We start from the raw sequence: 12284 nt of genomic DNA on the forward strand, positions 1-12284 counted from the left end.
TCCGCCACCAGTGAGTGGTGGGTGTTGACCGCAACGTGATCGTTATCCCGTACGGCGGGCATTGGCGACTGAACCGGTGAGTGCCAGAGCCGAGGATTACTTCAGCAAAGAACAAGCCAGTAGATGGGGTTTCGGCCACAGGGTCCCCGGATCTCGCCAGGACGGACTCCATCGACCGGTCGAGACGCAAAACCGCACCTCAAGGGGCTTTCGGCATATGACTCTTCGACAATGGCGGGCAAACCGTGACGTTCGTTCATGTGAGCCTCAAGAACCCCATAGGAGCTTTGCCGTTGTCGTCGTAGGGTGCGCTGTACAACGCACCGCGACGACGTAAACAGTTGCACCAGCGATGACGCGGCTCGGGTGAGCAATCTGCACGCTCGCCCGCCGAGGTGACCACCGGGGAGATCTCCGTGACAACGGCACGACAGCACCAGACCCACACCGCGCGCCGACGGTTGCTTGCGGCCGTCGCCGTCACCGGGACCGTCGCGGTCCTCACGGCCGGCTGCAGTAAGGACGCCAGCGACAACAAGGCGGCGCCGCCGAGCCCCAGTGCCGCGACCGCCACTTCGCTGTCGTCCAGTCCTTCGGTCAGCCCGGCGGATGCCGACAAGGCGGAGGTTCAGACTGCCTATGACCGGTATTGGCAGGTCCTCACCGAGGCTTACGCGAAGGCCGACTCGGCGGGCACAGCCCTGAAGGAGGTCGCGAGCGGATCCGCGTACGCCCAAACCGAAACCGGCCTCGCAGGGCTGCGGAGCGCGGGCCAAGTCGTCACCGGTGAGGCGAAGCACTCTGGTACCTCGGTCAACTTCAAGGACGGCCCGCAGCTCAAGACCGCCGTTATCACGGACTGTGTGGACATCACACAGTGGAAGCCCGTCGATAAGGTCACCGGCAAAGAGGTTTCGCTGCCGCCCAAACGTCTTCTCCGGTACACGACCACCCTGACCGCCGAGAAGTGGCCGAACGGCTGGGTCGTCATCGAGGAGAAGATCCCGGGGCAGGCATGCTGAGACGCGGCGTTGTCACCGTGCTGAGCAGTCTCGCCCTGGTCGCCGCCGCAGTGCCCGCGGCCTGGGCCGAAGACGGAACCGGCGTCGGCAACTGCGCCGACGAAAGATTCTGCGTAGAGGTCAACGTCCCCAAGACCCCTGGTGGTGGCGGTGGCAACGGACCGGGCCCTACCGGCACCGGGAACGGTACCGGTGGCGGTGGTGAACAGGTCTCCGCCTACTGCGCCATCCGTCGCTTGGAGCCGCAACCCCCGGCCGGGAGCTCCCTGTGGGAGGGGCATTCGCCCGGTGACGGAGCCGTGTACGTCGACCCCTGCCTGACCAGCGACCCCAATGGCACAGCGACCGTGGACCTGATCGGCAAGGCATTCTGGTCGAAGGACACCCCGGCCCCGGCCGTCGACCCAGCCGTCCTCGCGCAGCGTGCCGTCGACAGCATGCTCTTGCAGGGGCCGGCGATCGTGAGTCCGAGGGCCGACGGCACCTACACGGTGGGCGTGCCCGTCTGGATGTGGGTGGGCCAGAGCCAGACGACATGGGGGCCCAATTCCGCGTCAGCGACGGCGGGTGGGATCACCGTGACAGCGACGGCGAAGGTGTCGCGGGTGGTGTGGAACATGGGTGACGGGTCGAGTGTGACCTGCACCGGGCCCGGCACCGCGTATACGGCTTCGCGTGGCATGGCCTCTTCCCCGGACTGCGGTCACCTCTACAAGGCGACGTCGGCCGGCATCCCCGGCGCCAAGTACCAGGGCACCGCGACGTCCACCTGGAGCATCGACTGGGCCGTGACCGGTGGCGGAGGGCAGACAGGACAGCTGACCGAGGTTCGCCAATCCGCGTTCACCGTGGCCGTCGGAGAACTCCAGGTCGTGGGCCAGTAACAGGCCCGGCGACCCCACTTGTTCCTTCCTTCTCTTTCTGGAGGCACTGCACGTGAGCACCACCACCACGTCCGCGCCCGACCGTCCTGCGGTTCCGGGGCCCGGCGGGTCGGGCCAGCCGGGGAAGCCGGCTGCCGCGCCCCGTGTCGTGCGCCAACGGCGGCGGCGGCCAGGTTTGATCGCCCTGTCCGTCGCGCTCATCGCGGCCGGAGGCCTGTCCGGGGCGTTGTTGTTCACCGCGTCCGGGCAACGTTCCGCCGTGCTGGTGGTGATCCGAAATGTGCCGGTGGGCACGGCGATCACCGACGCGGACCTCGCATCGGCTTCCCTGGCCCTGGACCCGACGGTCAAGGCCGTCCCCGTCGCGCGGAGGGCGGACATCGTCGGCAAGCGCGCCGCGGTCGCCCTGACTGCGGGCGCACTCCTCTCCCCCGCCCAGGTGACCACGACGTCGCTGGTCAAGGCGGGCGAGCAGCTGGTGGGCGTGGCGCTCAAGCCCTCGCAACTACCGGCGAGCCGGCTGAACCCGGGGCAGAAGGTGTTGATCGTTTCGACACCGGATCCGGTCCAGGCGGCCGCAGCCGGTGCAAAGGCCGGTGAGCCGGTCGGGGCGCCGAAGACGCTGGCCGCGACGGTGGTTGCCGTCGGCGAGGCGGCGCCGTCGACCGGTGTGGTGACGGTCGATGTGGCGGTGCCCTCTGCTGATGGTCCGACGCTGGCAGCGCGCGCCGCCACCGGCGCGGTTGCCCTGATCGTCGCGGCGCAGGGGGACAGCTGATGACGGTCGTCGCGCTAGCGGGCGGGCTCGGTGCGCCCGGGGTGACCACTACGGCGATGGCGCTCCTGATGGGGTGGCCGCTCCCGGAAGGGCAGCGTGTCGTGTTGGCGGAGGCGGACCCGGACGGTGGGGCGATCCTGCCCGGCGCCTTGCAGGGCACCCTCGACAACAGCCACGGCCTGCGCAACCTCGCGGTGGCGGGGCGGCAAGGGCAACTCGGTGAAGCCTTCTGGAGGCAGTTGGTCGACGTCACCGACGCGGGGACCCGCGACCGGCTGGTACTGCCCGGTCTTTACGATCCCGCGCACGCCTCCGCCATGGAACCTGTGTGGAAGCCACTCGCCGGCCTGTTTGCGGGGATCGAGGAACACCGGCACGACGTGCTGATCGACCTCGGCAGGCGCGGAGCGTTCGGTCCGTCCGCCGTGCTCGCACAGCGCGCCGACGCCGTCGTACTGATCGCCCGCAACACGCTGCGCGGGCTACAGAGCGCCCAGGTCCGCCTTGACGCGCTGCGCGAGCAGCTCGGCACCAGTACGGAAATCGGCATGCTCCTCGTGGACGGCGGCCCGTTCTCGAAAGAAGAGGTCCGCAAGAATTTGGGTATCAGGGTGACGGCGGTTCTGCCGTGGCGGCCGAAGGAGGCCGCGGTGCTCTCCGACGGGGCGGAGCAGCCACGCCGGTTCGAGTCGGGTGACCTGATGCGCGCGGCGCGCTCCGCTTCGTTGCGGGTGCAGGAGCTGGTGGCGATCCGCCGCTCCCGTCTGGGCCGGCCTGCGCCCACGTCCGGTCTGGGGCGGGTGGTGAGCGGTGCGCGCTAACCCCCTCCACAGCAATCCCCAGGTCACCGGCTCATTGGAAAGCCGCCTGGCGGCCCCGTGCGGCCTCGCCCCACACCGCGTCCCCCAAACCACCGGCGGCCCCTGGGCGCCCGGCGCGTCGGGTGGGATGTCGGTGGATCCCCGCTCGCCGCTTTCATCCCAGGCGGTGGCTGTCGCCAGTCCGTTGCCTGCGGTGGACTACGCGGCGGTCCGGTTGATCAAAAAGGAGGTCGGGGAGCGGCTCACCGAGATGCTGCGGGCCCGACCGGGCATGAGTTTGGCCGCGCAGGAGCAGCGGGGGCGTCATCTGATCAACGAGCAGGTCGCGGTGTGGTCGGACGCCGAGGCCGTCAAGCGTGGTTTCGCGACGTCCGCGAGTGAGGACGCGGCGACCGCTCAAGCCGTGTTCGATCTCCAGTTCCGGGCCGGCCGTCTCCAGCAGCATCTCGACAATCCCCTGGTCGAGAACATCTTCATCAACGGGTACGCCCGGACGACGTTGGACTTCACCGACGGGCGCCGCGTGGACGTCGCGCCGGTGGCGGACTCGGACGAGGAACTGCGCGAACTCCTTCGCGACCTGGCCCGACGCACCACCGGCCAGAACGAACGCTCCCTGTCGACGGCGGATCCGTTCCTGGCGCTGCGTCTCGCGGACGGATCCCGTCTCCAGGCGATCACCGAGGTCACCCCGGAAACGTTCGTGACGATCCGCCGACACACGATGCGGCACGCAGACCTATCCGAGCTGGTGGGACGCGGGATGCTGGACAACACTCTGCAGGGTTTCCTGCGGGCGTGTGTCCGCGCGGAGAAGAACATCATGATCGTCGGCGGGCAAGCCGCCGGAAAGACCACCCTGCTGCGGGCACTCCTGAGAGAGATCGACCCCGACGAGCGGTTCGCCACCCTGGAAACCGAGTTCGAGCTGTTCGCCCACGAGAACGGCTACCACCGCCAGGTCGTCCCCATGGAGACCCGCGAGTCCAACGGCGAGATGGTCGCAGGGCAGGCAGCTGGCGCCATCTCGCTTATGGACCTCATGTACCGGGCGCTGCGCATGACGCTCACGCGGATCGTGGTCGGTGAGGTCCGCGGTCCGGAAATCGTGGCCATGCTCCAAGCGATGACGAACGGCGCGGGCGGCAACCTGTGCACCCTGCACGCCAGCAGTCCCTCCGTGGTATTCGACCGTATCGCCGAGCTGTACCTGCTCGCGCAGGCCAACATGTCCGAGGCCCTCGCCTACCGGCAGGCCGCGAACGGACTGCACTTCATCGTGTTCGTGTCCTCCGTCGACGAGACGAAGATCGGCGGGCACCGCCACCGTTTCGTATCCCACGTCCTGGAGGTCACCGGGATCGGCGAGGGCGGCCGCCCTGACACCAATACCATCTTCGGGCCGCGCCCTGAGTGGGGCGAGCACCGCGCGGTGCCGCTCATGCTCCCCCGCTGCATCGACGACCTGCGACGCGCCGGATTCGACGCCTCCCTGCTGTCCGAGCCGGGCGGCGCGTGGACGACGGCCCTCCCGTTGATGATCACGGAGGGTGCCCGGTGACGACACTCCTGCTGTGGGTTGTGGCCGGTCTCGCCGTCACCGGTGGTCTGGTGGGGTTGGTCGCCGGGATCGTCGGCACCACCATGCCCAAGGGGCCCGGTCTTGCCGCCCGTATAAGGGCTGGGCGCCAACTCGCCAGTCACGACGAGAAAATGGCCCGCCGCACCCGCCTGGTCGTCGGCTCCGCCGCCGGGGTCCTGCTGTGGCTGGTCACCGGCGTGTTCGTGGCCGGGACGATGGTGTTCCTGGCCGTGATCGGCGTGCCGTGGCTGCTTTCCCCCACCAAGTCGGCGACCGCCCGGATCGCCAAGCTGGAGTCGCTAGGGGACTGGACGCAGCGACTGGCCAACGTGCTGCGCCTCGGGCGGGGCCTGGACGAGGCGTTGCAGATCTCCCGCAAGGGATGCCCCGATGCCATCGCGGAGGAGGTGGCCGACCTCGTCGACCGTCTCCAGGTCGGATGGCGGCCCGGCGACGCGCTGCGGGAGTTCGGCGACGCCCTGGGTGATGTGACCGCCGACAAGGTGGTGGCCGCGCTCAGCCTGTCGGCTGCCGACCGCGGTCCCGGCCTCGCCCAGGCGTTGGACGACCTCGCCGAATCGGTCCACGAGGAAGTCGCACGGCGCCGCGCCATCGAGGCGGACCGGGCCAAGCCGAGGACGACGATGCGGTGGATGACGATCATCACCCTGGGCATCATCGGCGCCGGCTTCCTCATCCCCTCCTACACCGCCCCCTACGGCACCTTCCTCGGGCAATTGGTCTTGGCGGTCCTGTTGGCCGGGTTCGTGGGAGTCCTCGCGATGATGCGGCAGATCGCCGACACCAAGCCCACCCCCCGATTCCTGATCGTCGACTCCCGCAGCGCCGTCGACCCCACCCCAGTCCCCGACGACAACGAAGCCGCGCCCGGGGCGCCGCGTGTGGAGGTGACCGCATGATGCCGGTAGCCGCGATCCTGTCCGGCGCGACCATCGGAGCCGGCTGCGCCCTCCTGGTCCGCGAAGTCCTGCGCCCGGCGCCCGCGCTTGGCCCTGCGCTGCGCCGCCTCAACCAACCCGCGCCTCCCCCGCGCCCCGACGGCGAAGTCACCGATCGCGACGAGCGGTGGGGGCAATGGCTGGTGCAGCACCTCACCGACCTGCCGGGCGTACGGATCCCCCACAAGGACCTCGCCCTGACCGGCACGACCCCCGCCAAGTTCATGTTGACCAAGGTCGCCTTGGCCGGTGGCGGCCTGCTGCTGCCGCCGCTGTCGACCATTCCGCTGCTTCTTCTGGGCATGCCGCTGTACCTGCCCGCGATCGTCGGCATTCTGGCCGCGATCGTGCTCTGGTTCGCCCCCGACCTCGCCACTCGGGACAAGGCCAAGCGGGCCCGCGGCGAGTTCGCCCACGCGATGGCCGCCTACCTCGACCTCGTCGCGCTGCGCCGGGCCGGGAACGTCTCCGCCGAGCAGGCCATGGAACAGGCCTCCCAAGTCGGCGAAGGGTGGGCCTTCCAGCGGATCCGGGGGGCTTTGGCACAGTCCCGCGTCGACAAGGTGGCGCACTGGGAGTCCCTGGCCCACCTGACCGCCGAACTCGATCTGCCGGTCCTCGACGACCTCGCCGCGATCATGCGGCAGTCCGCCGACGACGGTGCCTCCGTCTACGCCACGCTCCGCTCGCGCGCGAAGAACCTGCGCACCGAGCTCTTGGCCGATCAGGCCGCCGAAGCCAACGCCAACAGCGAGAAGATGACCGCCCCGGGCGCGCTCCTCGCGGTCCTGGTCATGCTCCTGATCGCCTTCCCCGCCATCATCCGCATGCTCACCACCTGACCACGCAAGGGAGTCCACATGAACAAGCTCGCCATCCGCCTGTCCCTCGCCGCCAAAGCGCACTGGGAGAAGGTCCAGGCGCACACCCGCGGAAACGAGGACCGGGGTGACATCTCCATCACGACCGTCATCATCTGGACCGCCGCCGTCGCCGGTGCCCTGGCCATCGCCGGGACCATCGCGATCGTCGTCGTCAAGTACCAAGGCAAGCTCAGCGGAATCTGACCGGACCGGCGCACACAGCAGTCGATCGAAGGGGGGCGCGGTGACGCACACGGCGATGAACGAGCCGGCGAAAGCCGACGCGGGCGAACTGCCGGAGCCGGCACAGGCCGAAGGCCGGGGAGGTCGGGGGGATCGAGGGGAGGCATCGATCCAGATGGCAATCGTCTTCCCGTTCGTCATCCTGGTCACCGTCGCCGTGGTCCAGGCAAGCATGTGGTTCTTCGCCCGGAACATCGCGCTCACCGCCGCCCGCGAGGGCGTTGCCGCCGCCCGCACCTATCAGGCGCCGGAAGGCGCGGGAGCGGCGCGAGCCCGGGAAACCCTGGGCCAGATCGCCGGTGACAGCCTTGCAGGGGCCACGGTCAGCACGTCTGGCAGTGCCACTGAGGTCCGCGTCACCGTGACCGGTCAGGCTCCCTCCCTGATTCCGGGCCTGTCCGGTTTGAGCGTGTCCCAGTCGGCCGGCGCTCCTCGCGAACGGTGGACCACCCCATGACCCATAACGCACGAACCACTCCGCAGCGGTGGCGGGAGCGGTTGCGCGAGGACCGGGGCAGCGAGTCCATCGCGGCCGCGATCGTCACTCCCCTGCTACTCATGCTTCTGTGCCTGGCCATCGCCGGCGGACGTATCGTCACCTCCGGTGCGAAGATCGACGCCGCCGCCGAGGACGCCGCCCGCGCCGCCTCCATCTCCCGCACCTACTCCGGCGCCCAAGCCGAGGCGTCCAGCGCCGCCGCCCGCTCCCTCGCAGATCAGGGCATCCACTGCGCCTCGACCAGCACCAGCGTCAACGCCTCCGGTCTGGCCGTTCCACTCGGTGAGGTCGGGACCGTCACGGTCACCATCTCCTGCACGGTGCCCATGTCCGACCTGCTGCTGCCCGGGACCCCCGGGGCCAAGACGCTCAGCAGCACGTTCACGTCGGTCGTGGACGCCTACCGCTCCCGGGAGGGATGACACGTGCACACACCGGAGCCCACCACCACATCCGACCCCGCACCGGCCCCTGATCCCACTGCGACCGCGCGGGGATCGCAAGGGCCGGTCTCGGCGAGGCGGAGCTTGCGGGGTGACGAGGGCGGGATCGCGATCTACACCGCGATCGTCACCGTGGCCCTGCTGGGCATCATCGGCCTGGCCATCGACGGCAGCGGGAAACTGCGGGCCACCGAACGCGCCGACGCCGTTGCGATGGAGGCCGCCCGCGCCGCCGGACAGGCCATCGACCCCGCCACCGCCATCACCGGCGGCCAGGTCCGCGCCGACCCCGCGGCCGCCCAGGCCGCAGCGCAGGCATACCTCGCCCGCGCCGGCACCCAGGGCACCACCGCACTGTCGGGGGACGGAACCCGCCTCACCGTGACCGTCCACGACACGTACAACACCAAGTTCCTCGCGATCGCCGGGATCGGGTCCATGAACGTCTCCGGCCACGGCACCGCCCGCCTCCTCCACGGCGTCACCCGACCCCAATAACCCCACCCCCTTCACAGGCACGAAGGACCCGCCCATGAGCCAGCCCACCCCCGGCCTCACCCCGCGCCCCCGCCCACCGCGCGGGGGCGCCCAGACGGCGGCCGCCCTGGTGCGCGGCCTGCTCTCCCTCACCGTCCTCGGCGCTCTCTTGGCCGGCCTCCCCATCCTGCTGTGGTGGGCCACCACCCAGGTCGGACCTCCAGGTGTCGCCGCACTCTCACACCTGCTGTCCACCGACGACTCCGGACAGGTGTTCCTGCTGGCCCTGGCCGTCGCCGGCTGGATCGGCTGGGCCCTGTTCGCCATCGCGGTCCTGCTGGAGATCCCCGCCCAGCTGCGCGGACGCAGCGCCCCGCAGATCCGGGGCTTGGTGGGGCAACGAGCGGCCGCGACGCTGGTCGGCGCCGTCCTGCTGGCCCTGCCCGCCGGAACCGCCCTCGCCGCCCCCGCCACCGCCGCGCCCGCCCCGGCTGCGCCGACAAGTGCGAGCGCGGCCGCCGTACCCGGCACGGACAACGCCATAAGCGCCCGTGCGAGTACCACCCAGGAAGCCGGGACCGGAGTGGTGACGCACACGGTGCGGGACATGCGGCCGGCCGAGAGCCTGTGGTCCATCGCCGAACAGGTTCTGGGTGACGGCGAGCGGTGGACGGACATCGCCGCCCTCAACGAGGGCCACACCATGACCGACGGCACGATCTTCCGTGCCGACCAGCCCATCCAGCCCGGATGGATCCTCACCCTCCCCGGCGACGCCACTCCTCCCCCGAGCACCGGAGTTCACGCCCAGGGCGAGCACGGCACGGCCGTCACCACTGCGGCCGACGGCTCGCAGTACACCGTCCGCGAGGGAGACAGCCTTTCCTCCATCTCCGGCGAGCAACTCGGCAACCCCAGCCGGTATCCGGAGGTCTTCGAGCTGAACAAGGGCACGCCTCTGCCCGACGGCGGTACGTTCACCGACCCGAACCTGATCTACCCCGGACAGCAACTCACCCTCCCCCCCAACACCACCCCCACCACGCCCACCCCGGCCCCGCCGGAGTCCCAGCCCGGCAACGCCACGCCTCCAGCCGCCACTGCGCCCACAGCAACCCCCTCACCCACCGCCCCGGCACCAGTCACACCCATCACCAAGCCCACCCCCGCAACGCCTTCCCCGTCCACGGCCACGCCAGCGCCTGCCACCAGCACGCCCGCCGCCCAAGTCCCGCAGCCATCCGCCCCGCCAGCCACAGCCTCGCCGACGGCGGGCGCACCGCAGGTCGTGTCCGCCGTGAACCGGATCAACTGGGCCTTGGTCGCCGGGATCGGCACGCTGCTGGCCGCCTCCCTCGCCGGAGCACTCGGCGTACGGCGCATTCTTCAACAACGCGCCCGCCGCGCGGGCGAGACCATCGCCCAGGACAACGACCCCACCACCGTCGAGCAAGTCCTGGGCACACTCGCCCAGCCGCAAGGCGTCGAACTCCTCGACCACGTGCTGCGCGCCCTCGCGCACCACGCCGCCACCGACCAGCAGGATTTGCCCGCGCTGCGCGGAGCACGGCTCTCAGCCGACGGCATCACGCTGTTGCTGGACGAACCTGCCGATCCGATCACCCCGTTCACTGCCGGCCCGGACGCCCGCAGCTGGGCCTTGGACGATCAGGCCGTGCTCCCGGCCGCCGAGGAACTCGCCGACATCCCCGCCCCGTACCCGGGCCTGGTCACGCTCGGCGCCGACGACGACGGTCTCCTCCTGGCCGACCTCACCACCTGCCGTGTCCTTCTCCTGAAGGGCAGCGCCGAGGAAGTCCTCGAAGTCGCCCGCGCCCTCGCGCTGGAGTTGGGAACGAGCCGGTGGACCGACTACGTCGAAATCCTCACCTGCGGACTCGGCAGCCGCCTGTCCGGACTCCTGCCACAGGGCCGGATCCGCACCATGCCCCACCTCCCGGCCGTCGCCGCCGACCTCGGCGAACTCCTCCTCGAAGCCCACCAGTCCGGGGAGCAGGTTCTGCCCTGGCTGATGATCGGCGCCGCAGACCACGCCGAGGAAGATCTCGCCCTACTCGCCGACGCTCTCGCCTCCGCCCGCCACCTCCACACCGCCGTGGTCCTGTCCGCCACCCCGCCGGCCCGCCGGGCGTTCCCCCACGCCGAGATCCTCGACGTCACCCGCGACCAGGCCACCGTCCTGGCCCCGCTGGAAACCCCGGTGACCCTCCAGCGCGTCACCGACGAGCAATACCGGCAATACGTCCACGCCTTGCAGGTCTCCCTGCAGGACCCGGAGCCCGCAAGCGGGGCATGGGAGTTCGCCGAGAGCCACCAACAGCCGGCCGCCTCCGGCCTGCCCCTGACCGTGCACGTCACCGGCGAAGACGCCCAAAACCCCGGCAACCCCTTCCCCGCGCTCCTTGCCGAACTCGCCCCCGACCCCGTCGGCCACGCCGCCTCTGCAGCACAGAACCCGGACGTCGATGCCGATGCGGACTGCTCGGACCGGGGCGTCGAGACCGCGGCCGCAAGGGACCACGGGGCAATCCCGCTCCCCCACCAGGCAGCCGCCCAGGAACCCGGCACGCTATCGCAGCCCGAACCGGCCGACACCGACAGCACCACCGGCGAAGTGCGCATCGACATGCTCGGACCCTTGCGCATCACCGGCGGAACCGGGTCCGCCCACGCCCCCCGCACCACCGCCGTCGCCGCCCTCATCCACCTCCGCCCCGGGCGCAGCGCCGAATACCTGTGCAAGGCGGTAGACCCCGTGAACCCGTGGTCGACCCGCACCCTGCACTCACGCCTCTCCGAGCTCCGCGCCGCATTCGGCGTCACTTCGGACGGGCAACCGCTCCTCCCCCGCCCCAAGGACGGCGGATACTTCTTTCACCCCGCGGTGACCTCCGACTGGGCCCAGTTCCGGGCGTTGGCGTCCCGTGGCCTCGCGGCAGGACCGACAGCCGGAATCGCCGACCTCGAAGCCGCCATGGCCCTCGTGCGGGGCAAGCCGTTCGACGGCCGCACTCCGCCGTGGGCCGACGCCGTAATCCAGGAAATGCTGTCCCGGATCACCGACACCGCCCACACCCTCGCCCGCTGGCACACCGACGGCGACACCCCCGACCTCGACGCCGCCCGCCGAACCGTCCTGCACGCCCTGGACATCGAGGAGACCTCCGAGGTCCTCTACCGCGACCTCCTGAACATCGAGTGGGCCGCCGACAATCACAGCGCAATCCGCAAAACCGTCGCGCGCCTCCAGCAGATGGCACGCACCTACGACATCACCCTCGACGGGCCGACCGAGGACACCATCAACCGGGTCCTTTCACCGCGTCCCTCCGCCAACACCACGGCCTGACAGTCAGCCCAAACGCGCGTGGGGGGCCTGCGATGGCAGGCCCCCCACAGTCACGTTCAGGCGATGTCAGCTGAGCCCCGCGACCGAATGTCGCGCCGCGGCCAGCACCTCCGCACGAGCCGGACCCTCACCGGCCGGCGGCCGAGTCACACACTCCCGGCGAACCTCGGCGACCGCCTCGCACACCGCACGTTCCTCGCAGGACATATCGTCATCCAGGGCGGACTGCTGCGGGCCTGTCACCAGCACGGGCCCATACAACCCGAGGGGTGGTCGGCCTCGACAACTTCCCGTCCGGCGCAGTCAGCTTGCAGCCCCGCCCGCGTACGGCACCCTTGCCAGG

12 protein-coding genes are annotated in these 12284 nt (G+C 70.4%); all 12 read left to right on the forward strand.

What is annotated here, in order from left to right:
• Positions 1-416: 416 nt before the first annotated feature.
• Positions 417-1022, forward strand: coding sequence for a hypothetical protein (locus ACFVXJ_RS26215; RefSeq protein ID WP_389665265.1), 606 nt, complete (start codon positions 417-419; stop codon positions 1020-1022).
• Complete coding sequence (locus tag ACFVXJ_RS26220; protein ID WP_389665266.1) at positions 1016-1906, forward strand: ATP/GTP-binding protein; 891 nt, start codon at positions 1016-1018, stop codon at positions 1904-1906. The genes ACFVXJ_RS26215 and ACFVXJ_RS26220 overlap by 7 nt, the downstream gene beginning before the upstream one ends.
• A gap of 52 nt (positions 1907-1958) precedes the next feature.
• The gene (locus ACFVXJ_RS26225; protein ID WP_389665268.1) at positions 1959-2684 is read left to right on the forward strand and encodes an SAF domain-containing protein; all 726 of its coding nucleotides are present in this window, start codon (positions 1959-1961) and stop codon (positions 2682-2684) included.
• A complete protein-coding gene (locus ACFVXJ_RS26230; protein ID WP_389665270.1) occupies positions 2684-3505 on the forward strand; it encodes a hypothetical protein in 822 nt (273 codons plus the stop codon). The genes ACFVXJ_RS26225 and ACFVXJ_RS26230 overlap by 1 nt, the downstream gene beginning before the upstream one ends.
• A 166-nt stretch (positions 3506-3671) precedes the next feature.
• Complete coding sequence (locus ACFVXJ_RS26235; RefSeq protein WP_389665271.1) at positions 3672-5066, forward strand: CpaF family protein; 1395 nt, start codon at positions 3672-3674, stop codon at positions 5064-5066.
• Complete coding sequence (locus ACFVXJ_RS26240) at positions 5063-6007, forward strand: type II secretion system F family protein (protein ID WP_389665273.1); 945 nt, start codon at positions 5063-5065, stop codon at positions 6005-6007. The genes ACFVXJ_RS26235 and ACFVXJ_RS26240 overlap by 4 nt, the downstream gene beginning before the upstream one ends.
• A complete protein-coding gene (locus ACFVXJ_RS26245; RefSeq protein WP_389665275.1) occupies positions 6004-6888 on the forward strand; it encodes a type II secretion system F family protein in 885 nt (294 codons plus the stop codon). Before ACFVXJ_RS26240 ends, ACFVXJ_RS26245 begins: the two co-directional genes overlap by 4 nt.
• 18 nt (positions 6889-6906) lie before the next feature.
• Positions 6907-7113: a hypothetical protein gene (locus tag ACFVXJ_RS26250; RefSeq protein ID WP_389665277.1), complete on the forward strand. Its 207-nt coding sequence runs from the start codon at positions 6907-6909 to the stop codon at positions 7111-7113.
• Between the two features lie 40 nt (positions 7114-7153).
• Positions 7154-7609 (forward strand): TadE/TadG family type IV pilus assembly protein, encoded by a 456-nt coding sequence (locus ACFVXJ_RS26255; RefSeq protein ID WP_389665278.1) that lies wholly within the window; start codon positions 7154-7156, stop codon positions 7607-7609.
• Positions 7606-8073, forward strand: coding sequence for a TadE/TadG family type IV pilus assembly protein (locus ACFVXJ_RS26260; protein WP_389665279.1), 468 nt, complete (start codon positions 7606-7608; stop codon positions 8071-8073). The genes ACFVXJ_RS26255 and ACFVXJ_RS26260 overlap by 4 nt, the downstream gene beginning before the upstream one ends.
• Before the next feature lie 105 nt (positions 8074-8178).
• Positions 8179-8592: a pilus assembly protein TadG-related protein gene (locus ACFVXJ_RS26265; protein ID WP_389665281.1), complete on the forward strand. Its 414-nt coding sequence runs from the start codon at positions 8179-8181 to the stop codon at positions 8590-8592.
• A 34-nt stretch (positions 8593-8626) separates the two neighbouring features.
• A complete protein-coding gene (locus ACFVXJ_RS26270) occupies positions 8627-11941 on the forward strand; it encodes a LysM peptidoglycan-binding domain-containing protein (RefSeq protein WP_389665283.1) in 3315 nt (1104 codons plus the stop codon).
• Positions 11942-12284 lie beyond the last annotated feature (343 nt).

This window comes from Streptomyces sp. NPDC058279, from assembly GCF_042881255.1.
Classification (GTDB): Bacteria; Actinomycetota; Actinomycetes; order Streptomycetales; family Streptomycetaceae; genus Streptomyces.

Excerpts from the sequence above, each read along its gene's own strand:
- ACFVXJ_RS26220 (WP_389665266.1), top strand. The coding sequence starts at position 1,016 with ATGCTGAGACGCGGCGTTGTCACCGTGCTGAGCAGTCTCGCCCTGGTC.
- ACFVXJ_RS26230 (WP_389665270.1), top strand. The coding sequence starts at position 2,684 with ATGACGGTCGTCGCGCTAGCGGGCGGGCTCGGTGCGCCCGGGGTGACC.
- ACFVXJ_RS26245 (WP_389665275.1), top strand. The coding sequence starts at position 6,004 with ATGATGCCGGTAGCCGCGATCCTGTCCGGCGCGACCATCGGAGCCGGC.
- ACFVXJ_RS26250 (WP_389665277.1), top strand. The coding sequence starts at position 6,907 with ATGAACAAGCTCGCCATCCGCCTGTCCCTCGCCGCCAAAGCGCACTGG.
- ACFVXJ_RS26260 (WP_389665279.1), top strand. The coding sequence starts at position 7,606 with ATGACCCATAACGCACGAACCACTCCGCAGCGGTGGCGGGAGCGGTTG.
- ACFVXJ_RS26270 (WP_389665283.1), top strand. The coding sequence starts at position 8,627 with ATGAGCCAGCCCACCCCCGGCCTCACCCCGCGCCCCCGCCCACCGCGC.